General features: G+C 74.5%; 22 protein-coding genes. 10 read left to right on the top strand and 12 right to left on the bottom strand.

Features of this window, described 5'->3' with window-relative positions:
- Nucleotides 1-27 precede the first annotated feature (27 nt).
- Nucleotides 28-1,359 (top strand): magnesium transporter, encoded by a 1,332-nt coding sequence (gene mgtE / locus ACI8AG_RS16690; RefSeq protein WP_456597904.1) that lies wholly within the window; start codon nucleotides 28-30, stop codon nucleotides 1,357-1,359.
- A gap of 15 nt (nucleotides 1,360-1,374) precedes the next feature.
- Here the strand turns inward: mgtE and ACI8AG_RS16695 are convergent, their stop codons facing one another.
- Nucleotides 1,375-1,764, bottom strand: coding sequence for a universal stress protein (locus ACI8AG_RS16695; RefSeq protein WP_456588714.1), 390 nt, complete (start codon nucleotides 1,762-1,764; stop codon nucleotides 1,375-1,377).
- 140 nt (nucleotides 1,765-1,904) lie between these two features.
- Here ACI8AG_RS16695 and ACI8AG_RS16700 point away from each other — a divergent pair, with 140 nt between their 5' ends.
- From ACI8AG_RS16700 to ACI8AG_RS16710, 3 genes are all read left to right on the top strand, one after another.
- Nucleotides 1,905-2,795 (top strand): LysR substrate-binding domain-containing protein, encoded by an 891-nt coding sequence (locus tag ACI8AG_RS16700; RefSeq protein WP_456597905.1) that lies wholly within the window; start codon nucleotides 1,905-1,907, stop codon nucleotides 2,793-2,795.
- A 154-nt stretch (nucleotides 2,796-2,949) separates the two neighbouring features.
- On the top strand, nucleotides 2,950-3,864 hold the full coding sequence (gene kdgD, locus ACI8AG_RS16705) for a 5-dehydro-4-deoxyglucarate dehydratase (protein ID WP_456597906.1): 915 nt from the start codon (nucleotides 2,950-2,952) through the stop codon (nucleotides 3,862-3,864).
- Between the two features lie 55 nt (nucleotides 3,865-3,919).
- Complete coding sequence (locus ACI8AG_RS16710) at nucleotides 3,920-5,434, top strand: aldehyde dehydrogenase (NADP(+)) (protein WP_456597907.1); 1,515 nt, start codon at nucleotides 3,920-3,922, stop codon at nucleotides 5,432-5,434.
- A 15-nt stretch (nucleotides 5,435-5,449) separates the two neighbouring features.
- On the opposite strand, the gene ACI8AG_RS16715 is transcribed toward ACI8AG_RS16710, so the two are convergent.
- Nucleotides 5,450-6,055, bottom strand: a complete 606-nt coding sequence (locus tag ACI8AG_RS16715; protein WP_456597908.1) for a GNAT family N-acetyltransferase — start codon at nucleotides 6,053-6,055, stop codon at nucleotides 5,450-5,452.
- A gap of 73 nt (nucleotides 6,056-6,128) precedes the next feature.
- Between ACI8AG_RS16715 and ACI8AG_RS16720 the strand changes: the two genes are divergently transcribed.
- Nucleotides 6,129-6,986 (top strand): arginase family protein, encoded by an 858-nt coding sequence (locus ACI8AG_RS16720; protein WP_456597909.1) that lies wholly within the window; start codon nucleotides 6,129-6,131, stop codon nucleotides 6,984-6,986.
- A gap of 6 nt (nucleotides 6,987-6,992) precedes the next feature.
- Here ACI8AG_RS16720 and ACI8AG_RS16725 read toward each other — a convergent pair whose 3' ends face one another.
- Entirely contained in the window at nucleotides 6,993-9,548 is a 2,556-nt protein-coding gene (locus ACI8AG_RS16725) for a DEAD/DEAH box helicase (RefSeq protein WP_456597910.1), read from the bottom strand.
- A gap of 171 nt (nucleotides 9,549-9,719) precedes the next feature.
- Here ACI8AG_RS16725 and ACI8AG_RS16730 point away from each other — a divergent pair, with 171 nt between their 5' ends.
- Nucleotides 9,720-9,851, top strand: a complete 132-nt coding sequence (locus ACI8AG_RS16730; RefSeq protein WP_456588719.1) for a hypothetical protein — start codon at nucleotides 9,720-9,722, stop codon at nucleotides 9,849-9,851.
- Nucleotides 9,852-10,068: 217 nt separating this feature from the next.
- Entirely contained in the window at nucleotides 10,069-10,926 is an 858-nt protein-coding gene (locus tag ACI8AG_RS16735; RefSeq protein ID WP_456597911.1) for an SDR family oxidoreductase, read from the top strand.
- Nucleotides 10,927-10,993: 67 nt separating this feature from the next.
- On the opposite strand, the gene mmuM is transcribed toward ACI8AG_RS16735, so the two are convergent.
- The gene (gene mmuM / locus ACI8AG_RS16740; protein ID WP_456597912.1) at nucleotides 10,994-11,887 is read right to left on the bottom strand and encodes a homocysteine S-methyltransferase; all 894 of its coding nucleotides are present in this window, start codon (nucleotides 11,885-11,887) and stop codon (nucleotides 10,994-10,996) included.
- Nucleotides 11,888-11,919: 32 nt separating this feature from the next.
- On the opposite strand from mmuM, the gene yidD reads away from it, so the two are divergent.
- The 3 genes from yidD to arfB are packed head-to-tail and all read left to right on the top strand — an operon-like array spanning nucleotide 11,920 to nucleotide 13,937.
- The gene (yidD, locus tag ACI8AG_RS16745; RefSeq protein ID WP_456591288.1) at nucleotides 11,920-12,405 is read left to right on the top strand and encodes a membrane protein insertion efficiency factor YidD; all 486 of its coding nucleotides are present in this window, start codon (nucleotides 11,920-11,922) and stop codon (nucleotides 12,403-12,405) included.
- A gap of 46 nt (nucleotides 12,406-12,451) precedes the next feature.
- Nucleotides 12,452-13,474: a phosphotransferase gene (locus ACI8AG_RS16750; protein WP_456597913.1), complete on the top strand. Its 1,023-nt coding sequence runs from the start codon at nucleotides 12,452-12,454 to the stop codon at nucleotides 13,472-13,474.
- Between the two features lie 22 nt (nucleotides 13,475-13,496).
- On the top strand, nucleotides 13,497-13,937 hold the full coding sequence (gene arfB, locus ACI8AG_RS16755) for an alternative ribosome rescue aminoacyl-tRNA hydrolase ArfB (RefSeq protein ID WP_456597914.1): 441 nt from the start codon (nucleotides 13,497-13,499) through the stop codon (nucleotides 13,935-13,937).
- 54 nt (nucleotides 13,938-13,991) lie between these two features.
- Here the strand turns inward: arfB and ACI8AG_RS16760 are convergent, their stop codons facing one another.
- From ACI8AG_RS16760 to ACI8AG_RS16795, 8 genes are all read right to left on the bottom strand, one after another.
- On the bottom strand, nucleotides 13,992-14,273 hold the full coding sequence (locus tag ACI8AG_RS16760; RefSeq protein ID WP_456597915.1) for a DUF1905 domain-containing protein: 282 nt from the start codon (nucleotides 14,271-14,273) through the stop codon (nucleotides 13,992-13,994).
- A complete protein-coding gene (locus ACI8AG_RS16765; protein ID WP_456597916.1) occupies nucleotides 14,270-15,508 on the bottom strand; it encodes an RNA polymerase sigma factor in 1,239 nt (412 codons plus the stop codon). The genes ACI8AG_RS16760 and ACI8AG_RS16765 overlap by 4 nt, the downstream gene beginning before the upstream one ends.
- Nucleotides 15,509-15,513: 5 nt before the next feature.
- Complete coding sequence (locus ACI8AG_RS16770) at nucleotides 15,514-15,864, bottom strand: YciI family protein (protein ID WP_456597917.1); 351 nt, start codon at nucleotides 15,862-15,864, stop codon at nucleotides 15,514-15,516.
- Nucleotides 15,865-15,993: 129 nt separating this feature from the next.
- Nucleotides 15,994-16,893, bottom strand: a complete 900-nt coding sequence (locus ACI8AG_RS16775) for an alpha/beta hydrolase fold domain-containing protein (protein WP_456597918.1) — start codon at nucleotides 16,891-16,893, stop codon at nucleotides 15,994-15,996.
- A 50-nt stretch (nucleotides 16,894-16,943) separates the two neighbouring features.
- Nucleotides 16,944-17,606, bottom strand: a complete 663-nt coding sequence (locus tag ACI8AG_RS16780; protein WP_456597919.1) for an N-acetyltransferase — start codon at nucleotides 17,604-17,606, stop codon at nucleotides 16,944-16,946.
- A gap of 121 nt (nucleotides 17,607-17,727) precedes the next feature.
- Entirely contained in the window at nucleotides 17,728-18,345 is a 618-nt protein-coding gene (locus ACI8AG_RS16785) for a hypothetical protein (RefSeq protein WP_456597920.1), read from the bottom strand.
- Between the two features lie 113 nt (nucleotides 18,346-18,458).
- A complete protein-coding gene (locus ACI8AG_RS16790) occupies nucleotides 18,459-19,247 on the bottom strand; it encodes a DUF2382 domain-containing protein (RefSeq protein WP_456597921.1) in 789 nt (262 codons plus the stop codon).
- A gap of 140 nt (nucleotides 19,248-19,387) precedes the next feature.
- Nucleotides 19,388-20,182 carry a TetR/AcrR family transcriptional regulator gene (locus ACI8AG_RS16795; RefSeq protein ID WP_456597922.1) on the bottom strand — a complete coding sequence of 265 codons (795 nt, stop codon included), beginning with the start codon at nucleotides 20,180-20,182 and terminating at the stop codon, nucleotides 19,388-19,390.
- Nucleotides 20,183-20,201: the final 19 nt, after the last annotated feature.

Below are 20,201 nucleotides of genomic sequence, written 5' to 3' on the forward strand. Positions count from 1 at the left end.
CCCGGCAGGGGCCGGTAGACAGGGGCCATGGACACCACCGCCGATCTCGCCGAGCTCGCCCGGGCCGGCGATCTGCGCGCGCTGCACGGGGTGCTCGCCGAGCTCGACGTCCCCGGCACGGTCGACGAGCTGGAACGGGTCGACCCCACGACGCGGGCGGTGGTCTTCCGCCTGCTGCCCAAGGACCGCTCCCTGGCGGTGTTCGAGGACCTCGACCCCGCGCTCCAGCGGGAACTGCTGGACACGCTGCGGGAGGAGCCGACCCGGGAGCTGATCACGGGGCTGGACCCCGACGACCGGGCGAACCTCTTCGACGAGCTGCCCGCCACCGTCGCCGCACGGCTGCTCTCCGGGCTCGATGCCCGGGAGAGCGCGATGACCACGGAGCTGCTCGGGTACCCCCAGGAGTCCGCGGGCCGGCGCATGACCCCGGAGGTGGTCTCCGTCCCGGTGGGCAGCACGGTCGCCGACGCGCTGGCGATCGCCCGCAGCGAGGAGCCGCACGCCGAGACGATCTACACCCTGCCGGTGGTCGGGGCGGGACGGTGCGTCGTCGGGGTGGTGTCCCTGCGCCGGCTGTTCGTCAGCGACCCCGATGTGCCGGTCGACGACGTGATGAGCGAGCCCGTGGTGGTGCGCACCGAGGACGACCAGGAGGTGGCCGCGCGGGTGCTGCGCGACCACGGGCTGGTCGCGGTGCCCGTGGTCGACCGGGAGGGGCGGCTGGTCGGCCTCTTCACCGTCGACGACGCCATGCGCGTGCTCGAGGCGGAGGAGAGCGAGGACATCGCCCGGGCCGGCGGTGCCGAACCGCTCGACCGCCCCTACCTCACGGCGGGCGTCGTGGGCCTGGCGCGCAGCCGGGTGGGCTGGCTGCTGGTGCTCATCGCCGCGGCCACGCTGACGGTCAACGTGCTCGACTACTTCGAGGACGTCCTCGCCGAGGTGGTGGCGCTGGCGCTGTTCGTCCCGCTGCTGATCGGCACCGGGGGGAACACCGGTGCGCAGGCAGCGACCACGGTCATCCGGGCCATGGCCGTCGGCGACGTGCGGTTCGGGGACCTGCCGCGCGTGGTGGGCCGCGAGATGGCCACCGGCGCGCTGCTGGGGGCGCTGCTCGGGCTCGTGGGCTTCGCGCCGGCCGCCTGGCTGGTGGGGGTGGAGATCGCCGTGGTGCTGTGCTCCGCGCTGCTGGTGGTCTGCACGCTCGCCACCACCGCCGGGGCGTTGACCCCGATGCTCGCCCGGCGGGTGGGCGTGGACCCCGCAGTCGTCAGTGCGCCGTTCATCACCACGTTCGTGGACGCGACCGGCCTGATCGTCTACTTCCTCATCGCCCGCGCGGTCCTCGGGATCTGACCGCCGCGGGCCGGCTCACGGCTTGACGGCGAGGACCGGGCGGTCGGCGTCGAGGAGGATCCGCTGCGCGCTGCTGCCCATGAGCAGCTTGCCGACGGGGGAGCGCTTGCGCAGCCCGATCACGATCACCGACGCGTCCACCTCCCGCGCCACGCGCAGCACCTCGTCGGCCGCCTCGCCGTCGCGCATCCCCTGCCGGAGCTCGAGTGCGACACCGGCGCGCTCGGCCCGCTCGGTGATGTCGCGGACGGTGTCCTCGTCGGCGACCTCCACGCTGACCGGGGCGCCGCCGCGCGCGGAGTTGAGCACCAGCACTCCCTCGCCGCGGCGGGCCGCCTCGGCGATCCCTGCGTCGAGCGCAGCGCGCCCCTCCGGGGTGGGGACGAATCCGACGAGGACGGTCATGCGGGCTCCTTGGCGGGACGGGCGGGGGACGAGGAGCAGTGTCCCCGAGAGCCCGGGTGAGGAAACCGTGGAGAGCCCCGGCGACGGCGTCCTCCATTCCAGTGCTGCAGGGAAGCCCCGGGGATCGATACCTTGCGTGCATGGGTTTCACGTTGGAGCAGCTCCGCGGTTTCGTGGCCGTCGCTGAGGAGCTGCACTTCGGCCGGGCCGCGGCCCGGCTCGCGATGACGCAGCCTCCGCTGAGCCGGCAGATCCAGAAGCTCGAGCGCGCGGTCGGCGCACAGCTGCTGGAGCGCGACAACCGGCGAGTCGCCCTGACTGCGGCGGGGCAGGTGTTCCTGACCGAGGCGCGGCGCCTGCTGGCGCTGGCGGACTCGGCGCCCGAGCTGGCCCGCCGGGTGTCGTCGGGGTCCAGTGGCGTCGTCCGGATCGGGTTCACGGCCGCCTCGACCTACGGCGTCCTGGGCGGTCTGCTCAACGAACTGGCGCGCGAGCTGCCCGACGTCGACGTCGACCTGGCCGAGATGGTGACGCGCGAGCAGGTGGCCGCGCTGCTCGACGAGGAGATCGACCTCGGCCTGGCCCGCCCGCCGTTCGACGCCGAGACCTTCCAGTCCCGCCTGCTGCATCGCGAGCCGATGCTCGTGGCCGCCCCCGCCGGACATCGGCTGCTGGAGCTCGGACGGCCGGTCGCCGCCGCCGACCTCGCCACCGAGCCGGTGGTCATGCACTCGCCGACCCGGGCCCGGTACTTCTACGACCTCGTGGTGGGCGTCGTCCCGGTTGCCTCGGAGAACGCCGTGCACGTGGTGGGTCAGGTGCTCACGATGCTGTGGCTCGTGGCGGCCCGTCGCGGCATCGCCTTCGTCCCCGGCTCGGCCGCCCGGTTGCCGATCGACGGCGTCGGGTTCGTGCGGCTGGAGACGGCGGTGCCCGAGCCGGTGGAGCTGCACCTGCTGTGGGCGAAGCAGGCCAAGAACCCGGCGCTCCAGCGGGTGCTGGAGGTCCTCGAACGGCGAACCACCGGGTGACGGTGTCGGCCTGACCATGCCCTGAGGGCATCGCGCGATACGCAATCGCTCTTGGACAGGCATCCATCCGCCTTCCTACCGTGATGCCGACCGCCGCCACCCGGTGCGCCGTAGCGCCCCCCGGAGCGGACCCGCCGGACCCGAGGACCCACCCGTGACGCTGCTTGCCCCGGATGCTCTCGCCGACCGGCTGAAGTCCGGCCTGCTCTCCTTCCCGGTGACCCACTTCGACGCCGACCTGCAGTTCGACGAGCCCCGGTACCGGGAGCACCTGGCCTGGCAGGCGAGCTTCGACGTGGCCGGCCTGTTCGCGGCCGGCGGCACCGGCGAGGGCTTCTCGCTGACCTCCGCGGAGCTGGACCGGGTCGTGCGTGTCGCCGTCGACGAGGTCGCCGGGCGGGTCCCCGTCATCGCCCCGGCGACCGGCGGGACGGCGGTGTCCGCGGCGCAGGCACGCGCGGCCGAGGCAGCCGGGGCATCCGGGCTGCTGCTGTTCCCGCCCTATCTGACCGAGGCCAGCCAGCGTGGCCTGGTCGAGCACATCAGCGCGGTGTGCCGGTCCACCGACCTGGGCGTCATCGTCTACAGCCGGGCCAACGCGGTGCTCAGCGACACCACGGTGGCCGAGGTGGCCGAACGCAACCCCAACCTGATCGGGCTCAAGGACGGCGTCGGGGACATCGAGCAGATGACGCGCACCTACGCGCGCGTCGGTGACCGGCTGATCTACATCGGCGGGCTGCCCACCGCCGAGACGTTCGCGCTGCCGCTCCTCCAGCTGGGCGTGACCACGTACTCCTCGGCGCTCTACAACTTCCTCCCGGAGTTCGCGCTCAGGTTCTACGCCGCCGTGCGCGCGCAGGACAGGGGCGCCGTGTACGGCATGCTCAACGACTTCGTGCTGCCCTACACCGAGATCCGCGACCGGGCCAAGGGCTATGCGGTCTCGATCGTGAAGGCCGGGCTGACCGCCGTCGGCCGGAACGGCGGCCGGGTGCGCCCGCCCCTGACCGACCTGACCGAGGCGGAGCTGGCCGAGCTGACGGCCCTGGTCTCCAAGGTCTCCTGAGCCCGCACCTGCCTCGACGCGCCCCGCTGAACCCCGCACCCCTGAGGAGCACCCCATGGACGTCGTCAGCATCGACCCCCGAACCGGCGAGGCCGCCGAGGTCGTCGCCCAGGAGACCACCACCGAGGAGGTCGACCGCCTCTGCGCCGCGGCGCTGGCCGCCGCGCCCGCCCTCGACGAGCTCGGCCGGGCAGGCCGTGCCGCCCTGCTGCGCACCCTCGCCGACGCCCTGGAGGGGCGCCGGGAGGACGTCGTGGCCGTCGCCGACCGCGAGACGGCGCTGGGCACCACCCGGCTGAACGGCGAGCTGACCCGGACCTGCTACCAGCTCCGGCTGTTCGCCGAGGTGCTCGAGGAGGGCAGCTACCTCGAGGCGGCCATCGACCACGCGGGTGACACCCCCATGGGCCCGCGGCCGGACCTCCGCCGGATGCTCGTGCCGATCGGTCCGGTGGCCGTGTTCGGCGCGAGCAACTTCCCGCTCGCCTTCTCGGTGCCCGGCGGTGACACCGCGTCGGCGCTGGCCGCCGGCTGCCCCGTCGTCGTCAAGGCGCACGGCTCCCACCCGGCGACGTCGCAGCTGGTGTTCGAGGTGCTCGCCGAGGCCGCCGGCAAGGCCGGAGCGCCCGAGGGCACCCTCGGCATCGTGCACGGGCTGCAGGCCGGGGCCGACCTCGTCGCCCACCCGGCGATCCGCGCGGTCGGCTTCACCGGCTCGGTCAACGGCGGGCGCGCGCTGCTGGAGATCATCGAGCGGCGTCCCGACCCGGTGCCGTTCTTCGGCGAGCTGTCCAGCCTCAACCCGCTGGTCGTCACCCCGCAGGCCGCCGTCGAGCGCGGCGAGACCATCGGCCGCGAGCTGGTCGGCTCCTTCACGCTCGGCGGCGGCCAGTTCTGCACCAAGCCCGGGCTGGCCTTCGTGCCGGCCGGCCCCGAGGGCGACCGGGTCGTCGACGCGATGGCCGAGGCGGTCCGCTCGGCGCCGGCACCGGTGCTGCTCAACGAGGGCATCGCCGCCGCATACGGCCGCATCTCCGACGGCCTGGCCGCCGCACCGGGCGTCGAGGAGGTGGCCCGGGGCGAGCAGACCCCGGACGAGGGTTTCCGCGCCGTCCCCCGGCTGCTCACCACCGCCGCCGCCGACCTGCCGGAGGAGGTCACCGAGGAGTGCTTCGGACCGGTGAGCGTCGTCGCCCGCTACGACGGCGAGGACGAGCTGTTCGCCGCCTTCGCCGCTCTTCCCTCGTCCCTGACCGCCACGGTGCTGCGCGGTGACGGCGAGACCGAACTGCCGCTCGCCGTCTCGCAGCAGCTGCGCACGCTGGCCGGCCGGATCGTCTACGACGCCTACCCGACCGGCGTCGCCGTCTCCTGGGCCCAACACCACGGCGGGCCGTGGCCGTCGACGAACTCCCAGCACACCTCGGTGGGGACGACGGCGATCCGCCGGTTCCTGCGGCCGGTCACCTGGCAGGGCGCTCCCGCCGAGGTGCTGCCGGAGGAGCTGACGGACGGCTACCAGGGCATCCCGCGGCGGGTCGACGGGAAGCTGCAGCTGCCCCGGGGCTGAGCGGGTCGCCGCCGATCAGTCGTGCGCGGTGACGCGAGCGAGCAGGACGTCGTCGAGCGCGCGATCGGCGTAGACGAGCCGGACGGCGGCGGGATCGGGGTTGCCGGCGTCCGGCCCGCGCCAGACCAGCTCCAGCCCGGCCCGCTCGGCCCGCGCCCTCGACTGCACGTTGTGCTCGAGCAGGTAGGCGACCACCGGCAGCTCCGGTCGGACGGCGCGCGCGGCGTCGAGCGCGGCGTCGACCATCTCCGCCGCCAGTCCGCGGCCCCAGGCGGGCGCGGCGAAGCGGTAGTAGAGGTTCCACCACGCCGTCCCCACCCGGACGGCGCAGCCGCCGGTGCCGACCACGTGCCCGGCGAGCAGCCCCGACCCGGGCAGGTCCTCGCGCAGCCGGGCGGTCCAGTAGCCGAGACCGTCGCGCGCCCAGTGCCCGAGCGAGTGGCTGATGCCCCCCCGCCGTCCGCCCGGGGTCGGCGTGCCGGCCCGACGGCAGGTGCCCCCAGACCCCGGGGTCCGACATGAGCGCGAAGTGCTCGTCCAGGTCGCCGGGGGTGACGGCGTCGAGGTGGAGCCGGGCAGTCGTGACGTGTCGCAGATCCAGGCCACCCATACCGTGATCATCGCCGTCGCATGGCCACGGCCGCGGCGCGGTGATCGGATGCCTCGTGTGATGCCGGCTGCAGGTGACCCGTCGGTGGTGCGACTGCTCGTCGTGCCGTGGGATTCCGGGCGACACGACGTCCGCATGGGCGCCGGGCCCACAGCGCTCCTCCGTGCGGGTGCGGTGGACCGGCTGCGGGAGCGCGGGTACGGCGTCCGGGAGCAGGTGCTGATGCCTTCGGGGGAGTGGCAGGCGGAGTTGACCACGACGTTCGCCCTGCACCGGCTGGTCGCGCAGGCGGTCGCCGGCGCGCGCGCCGCGGGCGAGGTGCCGCTGCTCCTGTCGGGGAACTGCAACCAGACGGTCGGCGTGCTCGCGGGTCTGGGGGCGGACCAGCGGCGGGTCGGGCTGGTCTGGCTCGACGCGCACGGGGACTTCAACACCCCGGAGGAGGACGCCTCCGGCTTCCTCGACGGCCAGGGGCTCGCCATGGCCGTGGGGCGCTGCTGGCGCGGGGCGACTGCCCGGCTGCCGGGGTTCGCCCCGCTCCCGGAGGACGACGTGCTGCTCGTCGGCGCCCGCGACCTCACGGCGGAGCAGACGGAGGTGCTCGCCGGGTCGGGTCTGACGTGGCTGCGACCGGAGGTGGCCCGCCGTCCCGAAGCCGTGGCGGCAGCGCTGGACGCGCTGGCCGCTCGGGTCGAGGTCGTGCACTTCCACGTGGACCTGGACGTGCACGACCCGTCGATCGCCCCGGCGAACGGCTACGCCGCCCCCGACGGGCTCACCGCACAGGAGGTGCTCGGCGTGCTCCGGCTGGCCGCCGAGCGGCTGTCCGTCGTCTCCGGGACCCTGGCTTCCTTCGACCCCGCCTACGACCCGGACGGATGCATGCGGGCGGTGGCCCTCCAGCTGCTGACGGCCCTGGCGGAGGTCACCGCACCGGCCTGACCGGGGTCAGTCCTTGCGGCCGGCGTCCACGAGCCGGATGACGGCTGCGCCCTCCTCGTCGGAGGCCGCGAGGTCGACCTCGACGTCGAAGCCCCAGTCGTGGTTGCCCTCGGGGTCGTCGACGATCTGCCGCACGTGCCAGACGTCCGGGCGCTTGTCCCAGATCAGCAGCGCGGGACCGCGGGCGTCCGCGCCGGTGTTCACCTCGCCGTGCTCGGCGAAGTAGGCCTGCACCACCTCGCCCCAGCGCTCGGCGTCCCAGCCCGAGCCGGCGTCCAGCTCGCCCAGGTCGTACCAGCGGCGGCGGGCCCACAGCTCGACGCGGCGGAACAGCGCGTTGCGGACCATCGCGGTGAACGCCCGCTCGTTGCCGGTCAGCGGGCGCGGCCGGGCGGGGACGGCGACCTCCGCCACCGGCCCCTGGTCGGCATCGGTGAGCGCCTCCCACTCGTCCAGCAGCGAGGAGTCGACCTGGCGCACAAGCTCGCCGAGCCACTCGACGAGGTCGGTGACCTCCTCGGTGCGCGCCGCGGCCGGCACCCCCGAGCGCAGCGCCTTGAACGCGTCGGAGAGGTAGCGCAGCACCGCCCCCTCGGCGCGGGTCAGCCCGTAGGTGTTCACGAACTCCCGGAAGGTGAACGCCCGCTCCCACATCTCCCGGACCACCGACTTCGGCGACAGCGCACCGTCGGCGGCCCAGGGATTGGACTGCCGGTAGACCTCGAAGGCGTGCCCGAGCAGCTCCTCCAGCGGCTTGGGATAGCTGATCTCCTCGAGCAGCTCCATCCGCTCGTCGTACTCGATGCCCTCGGCCTTCATCTGCGCGACCGCCTCGCCCTTGGCCTTGTTGAGCTGGGCGGCGAGGATCTGGCGCGGGTCGTCGAGCGTGGCCTCGATGACGCTGACGACGTCGAGCGCGTAGGAGTCCGAGTCGGGGTCGAGCAGGTCGATGGCGGCCAGCGCGAATGTGGACAGCGGCTGGTTGAGCGCGAAGTCCGGCGGCAGGTCCAGCGTCAGGTCGTAGCGGCGGCCGTCGGGCTCCGGCTCGGGCAGCCGCTCCAGGACGCCGGCCTGCAGCAGGGAGCGGGCGATGCCGATCGCGTCGCGGATCAGCTTCAGCTGCTTCTTGCGCGGCTCGTGGTTCTCGGTGAGCAGCCGGCGCATCGCGGTGAACGGGTCACCCGGCCGGTCGACGACGTCGAGGATCATCGCCGTCGTCACCCGCATGTGGCTGGTCAGCTTCTCGGGTTCCCCCTCGACCAGCCGGTTCATCGTCGACTCGCTCCACGGCACCATGCCGTCGGGGACCTTCTTGCGCACCAGCTTGCGGCGCTTCTTCGGGTCGTCGGCCACCTTGGCGAACTGCTTGAGGTTCTCCACCTCGTGCTCGGGCGCCTGGACGACGACGGTGCCCGCGGTGTCGTAGCCCGCGCGGCCGGCCCGGCCGGCGATCTGGTGGAACTCGCGCACCTGCAGCAGCCGGGTGCGGGTGCCGTCGTACTTCGACAGCGCGCTGAAGACGACGGTGCGGATCGGCACGTTGATGCCGACGCCCAGGGTGTCGGTGCCGCAGATGACCTTGAGCAGCCCGGCCTGGGCGAGCTGCTCGACCAGCCGCCGGTACTTGGGCAGCATCCCGGCGTGGTGGACGCCGATGCCGTGGCGGACCAGCCGCGACAGCGTCGTCCCGAAGGCCGACGAGAACCGGAAGCCGCCGATCATCTCGGCGATCGCCGCCTTCTCCTCCTTGCTGCAGACGTTGACGCTCATGAGCGCCTGCGCGCGCTCCAGCGCCGAGGCCTGGGTGAAGTGGACGACGTAGACCGGCGCCTGCTGGGTGTCCAGCAGCTCCTGGATCGTCTCGTGCATCGGCGTCGTCGCGTAGTAGTGGTGCAGCGGCACCGGGCGGACGGCGTTGGCGACCAGCGCGGTCGGCCGGCCGGTGCGGCGGGTGAGGTCCTCGCGCAGGAAGGTGACGTCGCCCAGGGTGGCGCTCATCAGGAGGAACTGCGCCTTCGGCAGCTCCAGCAGGGGGACCTGCCAGGCCCAGCCGCGGTCGGGGTCGCCGTAGAAGTGGAACTCGTCCATCACGACGAGCGCGTCCGCGAGCTGCTCCGATTCGCTGCCCTCGCGCAGCGCGATGTTGGCCAGGACCTCGGCGGTGCAGGCGATGATCGGGGCATCCCGGTTGACCGCCGCGTCGCCGGTGAGCATGCCGACGTTCTGCGCGCCGAAGATGCCGCAGAGCGCGAAGAACTTCTCGCTGACCAGCGCCTTGATCGGTGCGGTGTAGTAGCTGCGCCGGCCGGCGGCCAGCGCGGCGTACTGCGCGCCGGTGGCGACCAGCGACTTGCCGGAGCCGGTCGGGGTGGCGAGGACGACGTTGGCGCCGCTCACCAGCTCGATCAGCGCCTCCTCCTGGGCCGGGTACAGCGGCGTGCCGCCGGCCTCGGCCCAGGCGGCGAAGGCCGCGAACAGCTCGTCGGGATCGCCGCCCCTCGCGCGCAGCGCGGAGAGGTCGGCGGGGTCGTCGAGCAGCGGGGGAGCGGCGGTCGTGGTCATCAGGGCTACCAGCGTGCCCGACGACCTGCTGCTTCCGCTGAGCCAGGTCCGGTAGGGCGTTCGTGTCCGAGAGACGGTAACGATCCGGTAACGACGAGTGTGGCGATGTGTGGGGTGCGTCGTAATCGGAGAGGAAGGTGAACAATAGGTAAACGGAAGGTGGCTGGGACCATGCGTGAACGTTTCTGCCCGGAGTGCCGGTGGACCGTGGTGACCGACCCCGCGGGCCGGCGTCGGCTCGAGATGCGCTGGGTGCCGCTCGGCGCCACGGCCAACCAGGCCCCGGTGGCGCGCGCGGCGTGACGGAGGGCCGCGTCCTCCCCGGGACGTGGCGGAGCGAGACACCCGACCCGGGCGGTAGGAGGGGTGCACAACGACGTGCGCCTCTCCCACCGCCCGGGTCGTGTGCTGTGCAGCCGACACCCGCCGGTTCCGCGGGGTTCCGCCGGGGTAGCGCGCGGAGCAGGAGGTGCGGGCCGCAGGGGCCCGCGCCCGCTGCCAGTCGCTCCGGAGGACCGTCATGTCATCACCCCGTCCCGAGACCCAGCCCGCCCAGCAGCAGAGCGTTCCGGGCACGCTCGGGGAGATGGACCCGAAGCCGGACCACGGCGAGGAGAGCTACCACGGTTCCGGAAGGCTCACCGGCAAGGCCGCGGTCATCACCGGTGGGGACAGCGGCATCGGCCGCGCCGTCGCCATCGCCTTCGCCCGCGAGGGCGCCGACGTCCTGATCTCCTACCTCAACGAGCACGAGGACGCGCAGGACACCGCGAAGTACGTGGAGCAGGCCGGCCGGAAGTGCGTGCTCGTGCCCGGCGACATCTCCGACCGGGCGCACTGCAAGACGATCATCCCGAAGGCCGTCGAGGAGTTCGGCCGGGTCGACATCCTGGTCAACAACGCCGCCTTCCAGATGAGCCACGACTCGCTGGAGGAGATCTCCGACGAGGAGTGGGACTTCACCGTCGCCACGAACCTCTCGGCGATGTTCACCCTGACCAAGGACGCCATCCCGCACATGCAGCCGGGTGCCTCGATCATCAACTCGTCGTCGGTGAACTCGGACAACCCGAGCCCCAACCTCATCGCCTACGCCATGACCAAGGCCGGCATCGCGAACTTCACCGCCAGCCTCGCGCAGCTGTACGCAGAGAAGGGCATCCGGGCCAACAGCGTCGCCCCCGGCCCGGTCTGGACGCCGCTGATCCCCTCGACGATGCCCGAGGAGAAGGTCGACAGCTTCGGCCAGCAGGTGCCGCTGGGCCGCCCCGCGCAGCCGGCCGAGCTGGCGCCCGTCTACGTGATGCTGGCCAGCGACGAGGCCTCCTACGTCTCCGGCGCGCGGATCGCCGTCACCGGCGGCAAGCCCATCCTCTGAGGAAGGGCCCCGGTGCCCCCCACCCGCTCGCAGGCTCGCGGTGGGGCCCTGCACCGGGGCCGCTCCGTCACGTCATCGTCGCGATGCGGGCGATGTCGGCCGGGCGGACGCGGCAGCAGCCGCCGACCAGCCGGGCGCCCGCGGCCTGCCACTCCGCGAGGGCATGCCCGGGGATCCCCGGCGTCCCGGTCCACGACCGGGACGCCGGGTCCCAGCTCTCACCGCTGTTCGGGTAGGCGACCAGTGGCTTGCCGGCCGGTGCCGCGGCGCACAGGGCCGCTGGCAGCGCCGACGGCGCGGCGCAGTTGACGCCGACGGCGACCACCTCGTCGACGCTCGCGGCCATCGCGTACACGTCGGCCGCCCGCTCGCCGCGGCGGGTGCGGGCGACGCCATCGTCGTCCACCACGGTGGTCAGCGACAGCCACATCGGCACACCCAGCGCCTGCGCCTCCAGCAGCAGGGCCTCCACCTCGGCGGCGGCCGGCACCGTCTCGCAGGCCAGCACGTCCGCGCCCGCGTCGGCCAGCAGCGCCATCCGCGGCCGGTGGAACTCCCGCAGCCGCTCGACACCCACCTCGGAGACGTAACCGCCGGTGTACTCGGAGCCGTCGGCGAGCATCGCCCCGTACGGGCCGACCGAGCCGGCCACCCACCCCGGCCCCTGGCCCTCCCGGGCCAGCGCCACCGACGACGCGATCAGCCGGCGCGCCTCGGTCACGCCCACGCCGGCGGCGGCGAATCCCGCCACGGTGGCCTGGTAGCTGGCCGTCGTGGCCACCTGGGCACCCGCGGCCGCGAACGCCGCGTGCGCGGCCACGATCGCCGCCGGGTCGTCGCGCAGCAGCCGCGCCGACCACAGCGCCGAGGAGACGTCGTGACCGCGCGCCTCCAGCTCGGTGGACAGGCCCCCGTCGAGGACGACGGGTCCGGCGGCGAGCGCATCGGCCAGCGGAGGCATGCCTTCGATCATCCCGCGGTACAGGGCTGTCCATGGTGTTCATCTGGAGCAGCGGCTGGGGTCCTCGTCGGCGGCGTCCCCGGTACGGGGGCGGTTACCGCGGGCACTACGCGGGCCACTACCGCCGCGGGTACGGGCCGCCGCCCGGCTACGGCTACGGCCGGCGCAACGACTCGTGCCTGCGCGATCTCCTGTTCCTCAACACCGGCTGCTGCCTGGCCAACGCCGTCGGGTGCGGCATGGACCTGCTGCTGGTCGCACCGCGCTCGCTGCCGGCGATCCGGGAGGGCCGGCAGGGCAGCGGCGCGGCGGCCCACCTGATCGCCGCCGTCCGCTACTACCAGCGGGAGATCAGCCCGAAGCGCCGGCCGTGCTGCCACTTCACCCCGACGTGCTCGGCCTACGCGATCGCGGCGCTCGAGACCCACGGCGCGCTGCGCGGCTCCTGGCTGACCCTCCGCCGCCTCGTGCGCTGCCGCCCCGGTGCGGCTGCCGGTGCCGATCCGGTGCCCGCCTGACCCCTCGCCGGGGTCAGCCCCAGGGGTGGTCGCCTACGGTGCGGCGGTGACCCCCGGGGACGGCGCGACGGCGGGTTCCGCGACGTGGCGCGACGCCGCGTGGCGGGCCGCCGCCCTGGACTGGGCTGCGGCTCGGCTGGTACGCGCGGGGCTCGAGCCGGACGGCCCGCCGGAGCAGCCGCACGTGCGGGCCTGGTCCACGGCCTTCCGCATCCCGGTGCGGGGCGGGGGCGCGGTGTGGCTGAAGGCGGTCGGGCCCGGGTCCGCCCAGGAGCCGGTGCTGGCCGAAGCGCTCGGGCGCTGGGCGCCGCAGTGGGTGCTGCCGCCGATCGCGGTGGATCGGGAACGACGGCTGGTGCTCCTGCCCGACGGCGGGCCGACGCTCCGCGGGACGGGCTCGACCGAGCCCGCCGCGTGGGCGGCGATGCTCGCCGACCACGGCCGCCTGCAGGTCGAGGTCGCGGAGCACGCCGAGGAGCTGGTGGGCCTGGGCGTGCCCGACCACCGACCGGAACGCCTGCCCGAGCTGGTGGAGGACCTGCTGGCCGACGACGAGGCGCAGCGGCCCGGCCGCCCCGACGGCCTCGCCGCCGACGCCCGCGCCCGCGTGCTGGCCCGCCTCGGCGAGTACGCGGGAGCGTGCCGGGAGCTCGCCGACGGCGGCCTCCCGGCCACCGTGCAGCACGACGACCTGCACGACGGGAACGTGTTCGTCCGCGACGGCCGCCACCGCTTCTTCGACTGGGGCGACGCCTCGGTGGCCCACCCGTTCCTCGTCCTGCTGGTCGCCCTGCGGTTCGCCGGCCGCGTGCTCCGGTTGCCCGATGGCGACCCGGCGCTGCGCCGGCTGCGGGACGCCTACCTCGACCAGTGGCTCGACTTCGGCGCGGCCGAGGACCTGCGGCGGCAGTGCGATCTGGCGCTCCACGTCGCCCCGCTGCAGCGCGCGCTCACCTGGCGCCGGATCCTGCGCGGCGTGCACCCGACCGAACGCGCCGAGTGGGCCGGCCAGGTGGCCGGCTGGACCGCCGAGCAGCTGGAGCGGGGACCGCTGCCGCCCGGTCGCTGACCCCGTCGGCCAGACTGGTGCGGTGCCCCTGACCGACGACCCCTCCGGTGACCTCGCCGTCACCGGGTCCCTCGTCGTGCCCGCGGCCGCCCTGTCGTGGCGGTTCTCCCGGTCATCGGGCCCCGGCGGACAGGGCGTGAACACCGCCGACTCGCGGGTGGAGCTCTCGGTCTCGCCCCTGGACCTCCCGGGCCTCAGCGACCACCAGCGGGCACGGCTGGCGTCACGGCTCGGGACCCGGCTGGTCGACGGCGTGCTGACGGTCGTCGCCAGCGAGCACCGGCAGCAGCTGCGCAACCGGCAGGCCGCCCGCGAGCGCCTGGCGGCCGTCCTGCGTGCCGCACTGGCCCCGCCGGCTCCGGCCCGGCGGCGCACCAAGCCCACCCGTGGCTCGAAGGAGCGGCGGATCGAGGCGAAGAAGCAGCGCGGCCAGCTGAAGAAGCAGCGCCGCAACTGGGACTGACGGTCGGACGTTCCCGCGGGAACGTCCCCGCGGGAACGTCCCCGCACCGGCCGGTCAGCTCAGCCGCTGCTGCAGGTGCACCGTGACCTCCTCGCCCGCCCGGCTCTTGCCGATGGCCGAGCAGATCGCCGCGCGCAGGGGCAGCCAGTGCGGGCCGGTGCCCGACGGCATGAGGGTGGCCGCGAAGGCGTACCCGTCGGCGGTGCCGGTCACCTTCACCGCCCGACGGGTGCCCAGGAGCTCCGCGGAGTCCGGCACGACCAGGTACGTCGGGAAGGCGCCGTCCTTCTCGATCGGCGCGGTCAAGGTGAGGTCCAGCGTGGTGGAAGGGTTCATGCCTCCGTAGACCGGAGCGGAACCGGTAACTCATCGCGGCGCCGCAGCAGGTACGCCCGCTCGCGGTCGTTCCGGACCAGCCGGAGAGCGGCGTCGTAGGTGACCCGCGCGTCGGCGGTGCGGCCGAGGCGGCGCAGGAGCTCGGCGCGGACGGCGGGCAGGAGGTGGTCGTGGGGGAGCTCCAGCCGGTCCACCAGCGCCAGCCCGGCGGCCGGCCCCTCGACCTCGGCGACGACGACGGCGCGGTTCAGCGCGACGACCGGGCCCGGCGCGAACGCCAGCAACTGGTCGTACAGCGTCAGGACCTGCCGCCAGTCGGTGTCGGACGCCGTCGGCGCGTCGCTGTGGACGGCGGCGATCGCGGCCTGCAGCTGGTACGGGCCCGGGCGATCGCGCCGCAGGCACTGCCGCACCAGCGTCTGGCCCTCGCCGATCAGCTGCCGGTCCCACCGCGACCGGTCCTGCTCGGCCAGCGGCACGAGGTCGCCGTCGGCCGTGCTACGGGCAGGTCGCCGCGACTCGGTGAGCAGCATCAGCGCCAGCAGGCCGGTGACCTCGGGCTCGTCCGGCATCAGCTCGGCCAGGAGGCGGCCGAGCCGGATCGCCTCCGCGCACAGGTCCGGGCGCACGAGCTGGTCCCCGGACGTGGCGGTGTGCCCCTCGGTGAAGACCAGGTGGACGACGGCGAGCACGGCCGGCAGCCGATCGGGCAGCTCCGCCTCCCGCGGCACCCGGTACGGGATCCGGGCCGTGCGGATCTTGGCCTTCGCGCGCACGAGGCGCTGGGCCATGGTGGCCTCGGGCACGAGGAACGCCGCCGCGATCTCGGTGGTGGTGAGGCCGCCGAGCAGCCGGAGGGTGAGCGCCACCCGGGCCGGTGTGGCCAGCGCCGGGTGGCAGCAGGTGAAGATCAGGCGCAGCCGGTCGTCGTGCACGGGTCCCTCCTCGACGGGCTCCGGGGCGCCGCCGAGCAGCGCGGCCTGCAGGTACCGGTCGGTGCGCACGGATTCCCGCCGCCAGCGGTCGATCGCCCGGCGGCGGGCGGTCGTGACGATCCAGCCGGCCGGGCTCGGCGGGATCCCCTCGACCGGCCACCGGGCGAGGGCGGTGAGGAAGGCCTCCTGGACAGCCTCCTCGGCGGCGTCGACGTCGCCGAGGAGGCGGATCAGGACGGCGACCGCCCGGCCGTGGTGCGCGCGGAACACCCGCTCGACCTCGGCGGCGGCGTCGTCCACGGGCGTCAGAAGGTCTGCGCGACGGGCCGGACCTCGACCGGCAGGCCGCCGAGGACACGGGCCAGCTTGCCGGCCCAGCCGAGGGCCTGGTCCAGGTCGTCGGCCTCGATCACGTCGAACCCGCCGATGAACTCCTTGGCCTCGGCGTAGGGGCCTTCGGTGACGAGCACGTCGGCGCCCTCGGCGCGGACGACGGTCGACGCCTCCGGCTGGTGCAGCGCAGCGGCGAAGACCCAGGCGCCTGCCGCCTGCATCTCCGCGTTGAGCGCCGCCAGCTGCTCCATCATCGGCGCCAGCTCCTCCGGCGGGGGGACCTCGCCGACCGGCTGGATGATGCTCAGCAGGTACTGGGCCATGGTTGCCTCCTGGGGTTCGGCGCCGGTCCGGTGCCGGTCGTTCACCCCCTGTACGAGCGGGGACCGGCCGGATCGACACCTTCGCGCGGAAATCTCCGCACGGCCAGGACCGACGCCGCGCCCGCCGCGTCAGCCGGCGAGGACGGCGGCCATCACCCGCCGGGCCCGTCGGCCCTCAGGCACCGGCAGCAGCGGGTGCACGTGCACCAGGCCCTCCTCCTCGTGGTGGTCGACCGGCACTCCGGCCGCGCGGGCGCGGTCGACCAGCAGCCGGGTGTCCGGGCTGGTGATGTCGCGGGTACCGCTGAAGACGGTCAGCGGACCGAGCCCGGCCAGCTCCCCGAACAGCGGGCTGACCAGCGGATCGGTGAGCGGGAGGTCGCCGCGCCAGAGCTCGATCGCCGCCCGGGTGCCGGGGCGGGCCAGCCAGGGGTCCTGCGGCTCGACGAGGTCGATCTCGGGGTTGGCCAGGGTCAGGTCCAGGGCGGGGGAGACGAGCACGGTCCGGTGCAGCGGTGGCACGCCCCGGTCGCGCAGGAGCTGGGCGGCGGACAGCGCGATCTGACCGCCGGCCGAATCGCCCACCGCGGTGACCTGCCCGGCGCCGTACCGGTCGACCAGCGCGCCGACGAGGTCGGCCACCTGGGGCACCACCGTCGCCGCCGTCCCCACCGGCGCCAGGGGGTAGACGGGCACGGTGATCGCGGCGCCGCTGCGGGCGGCGAGCCGGGCGACCAGGCGCCAGTGCAACGGGTGGATCTGGTTCACCCAGGCACCGCCGTGCACGTAGACGGCGGCACGGTCCGGCATCCGGGTCCGGGGGAGGACGCGGTAGACCGGCCAGCCGGTCGCGTGGCCGACGTCCACCACGATCTCGACCGGGCCGAGCCCCCGTGGCGGTCCGTACGGCACCGGGCGCAGCAGGCGCTCCTGGACGCCCCGCAGCATGAGCTCCGGGCGCTCGAACTCCCGGCGGAAGCGGAGCAGGCGGAGCAGCGGGGGGAGCAGGCGGCTGGCAGGGCTGGGCACGGGGCCTCCGGGGTCGGCCGGTCGGGGGCGTCCAGGGATCCGGACGGCGGTCAGCTCAGCGAGAGCGGCTCGCGGACGAGGACCCACAACGGCAGCTCGTCGTCGGTGGTGCGGGTGGTCTCGGTGACCTGGAAGCCGAACCCGCGGAAGAACCGCACGTTCGCCCACCCGAACACCGCGGCCGCGGCGGGCGTCCGCTCGGCGTCGCAGCGCACCAGCACCGGCGCCAGCACGGCGGCGGCCAGGCCGCGCCGGCGGGCGGAGGGCCGGACACCGAGGTGCCGCAGCCGCCAGTGCGGCCGGTCGGGCAGCGCGGCGGTCACCAGGGCCTCGGTCTCGGCGACCACCCGGGCGCGGTCACCGGAGAGGTAGGGGAGCTCACGCGCCAGGGCGGCGCGCACATCGCCCGGCAGGGGCCGGGTGCCGGGCGCGCCGGCCGGCGGCTCCCAGACGGCGACGGCGTCGCGGTCCTCGGTGACCCAGGCGGTGCCGGTGGCGACGCCGCGGTGGGCGGCGTCGAGCTCGTGCAGCCGGGTGAGCCGCTGCATGCGGCCGTCGTCGGGCAGCGCCCAGCGGGTCCAGCGGGAGTCGGCCAGGGCGACGGTGAGGGTGGCGGCGATCGCCGGGACGTCGCGCTGCTCGGCCACCCGGACGTCGGGCCCCGGTTCGTCGGGGTCGTCGATCCGCCGGACGATCGGGCCAGAGGGGGTCACCCCGGAATCCCACCACGTGCCCGGCACGCGCACGGGGCCGCCCCGGTGGGACGGCCCCCGCTCGTGGCCCCCTGCAGGGTCCCGCCGCGAGCCTGCGAGTGGCGGGGGGCAGGGGGTCCTCTCAGAAGCCGGCGCGGTCGACCTTGCGGTGGTAGCGCTCGCCGAGCTTGCCGCCGAGGACGGCACCGACGAGGGTCAGCACCAAGACCGCGACCAGGGCGATGATGCCGCCGGTCGTGGCGGTGCCCTCGTCGATGGGGATGCGCGGCAGGTTGAGCTGCTGGAGCACGTTGTACTCGGAGCCGAAGAGCAGCCCGGCCACGGCCAGCGCGAGGACGACGAGCAGGCCGATGACCCACACGGCGATGCCCTGGCGGGCCCCGTCGAAACGCGCCATCCGGCCGGCGACGTAGCCGCCGGCCAGGTAGGCGAGGAAGAGGACGACCAGCAGGACGATGCCGCCGACGATGCCGATCGTGCTCGCCTGCTCGGTGGCCTCCTCGACCGACGGGACGCCCTCGGTGAGGCCGACGGCGACACCGGCGGCGCTGATCAGCGCGATCAGCAGCACGGCCAGCCCGTTGGCGGAGAGCCAGCCGAAGAACGCAGCGCCCCACTTGATCCCGCCGAAGCGGGAGTGCTGGGCGTCCACGGCGTCGCGTCCGGCGCCCCGGGTGGGGTGCGCTCCGTCGGTGCGGATGCCGGCGTCGTCGCCGTGGGGGGAAGCTGGGGTGGACATGCGGGAACTCCTCGAGGAGGGGGGCGGCGGGCGGGGTCGCCGGCCGGTGGTGCGGGGTCCGGCGGCGACGGCGGGCACGGGGCCGCGCCGACGCCGCCGACTGCGGGCCGGGGTCAGCGGCGGGTGCCGTCGGTGTCCTCGACGTCCAGCTCCACCTGCTCCTTGCGGACCTCTCCGGTGACCGTCTCCTGCTCGGTGACGGTCTGGGTGTCCAGGCGCACGCGCTCGACCGGCACGGCCTCCTTCGCCACGACCGGGCGCTCGGCGTGCAGCACGACCTCGTGCTCCTCCTCGGAGATGGTCGGGCCGTCGAGGGCGTCGCCGACGTTGGCGTCGGTGATGGGCTCGCGCTCGACGCGGATCTCCTCGCGCGACACCGGCACGGTCTGCGAGACGTTCTCCGAGACGACGTACTTGCGCAGCCGGGCGGAACCGGCCTCCACCCGCTGGGTCCCGACGTGCAGCCGCTCCTCCGAGCGGGTCATCGCGTCGTCGGTCGTGGGCCCGGAGATGTCGTGACCGACGGCCCCGCGGGCGGTGTCGGTGTCGGTGTCGGTGCCGGTGGTGTCGGCGCGGGTGGTGTCGGTCCCGGCGGTGGCCAGGCCGTAGTACCGGTACAGCTCGGTCTCCTCCGCGGGGGACAGGTGCCCGTCGGCGTCGACGTTCGGGGCGTTCTTCACCTTGTCCTTGGCGTAGGGCACGCGCAGCTCCGTGCCGGAGATGTCGGCGTCGGCCAAGGGCACGAAGGTCTCCTTGGTGCCGAACATCCCGGTGCGGACGGTGGCCCACTCCGGGCGGCCGGTCTCGTCGTCGAGGTAGACCTCGCCGACGGTGCCCAGCTCGCCGTCGGGGCCGACGGCGGTGCTGCCGATGACGTCGCTCAGCTGGTGCTCGGTGATCATGCGCGGAACTCCCGGGGGGGGGCGAGGTGGAGGGGGATGCCCCGTCCGTCGCATCTCGCGCAGACCGGGACAGCCCCTCCGATGCCCGTGCATTTACGACGTAAACGCATCTCGCGGCGCGGCGCGCGGTGCTCCCGGAATCAGGTGCGCGGGTCCCCGCGGCGAGGGGCGCGCCCCTCGGTCAGCACGGTCTCCAGGCGACCGAGCAGGTTCTCCAGCGCCTCCTCGAACTCGGCAGCCGACTCGTCGAGCGACAGCAGGGGCTCGAGGCGGACGACGGTCGGGTAGGCGTCCAGGTCCGTGCCGGCCGCGGCGTCGGGCACCCCCTCGGGCTGGTCCTCCGGGCTGATCCTCACCCCCTTCTGGGACACCTCCAGGAGGAGGTGGCCCAGCAGGAAACTGGAGTACGCCCGGTACGCCGCGACCGCGGCGGCCTCGGTGAAGCCGCTGTCGATCAGGGCGTCGAGGAAGGACTCGACCCAGCGGAGGCTGCGCAGCGGCGGCCGGACCCACGGGGCGGCGGGGGGACGCGTGGCGACCAGGGGGAAGACCTCCGGGTGGGCCAGGGCGATCCGCCGGACCCCGTGCGCCAGCCGCTGCAGGTAGTCCTGCCAGCCGTGGGAGGCGCTCAGGTGCACGTCCGGGTCGCCGTAGAGCTCGTCCACGACCGACTCCACGACCCCGTCGAGCAACTGCTCGCGGCCGGGCACGTAGCGGTACAGCGCCATGGCCTCCACGCCGAGGTGGGCCCCGAGCCGGCGCATGGTCAGCGCGGCGAGGCCGTTGGCGTCGATGAACTCGATGGCCGCGCCGAGGATGCGGCGCCGGTCGAGCCCGGCGCGGCCGGCGCCGGGTGGAGCGGCCGGCACCGCCGCGGCTGCTCCACCACGGCCTTCGGGGCTGTCGGGGTCGGCGGCCGGGTCCGGCTCGGTCATCGGTCTCTCCCTCGGTCGG

The sequence above is a fragment of the Blastococcus sp. SYSU DS0552 genome, assembly GCF_054050815.1.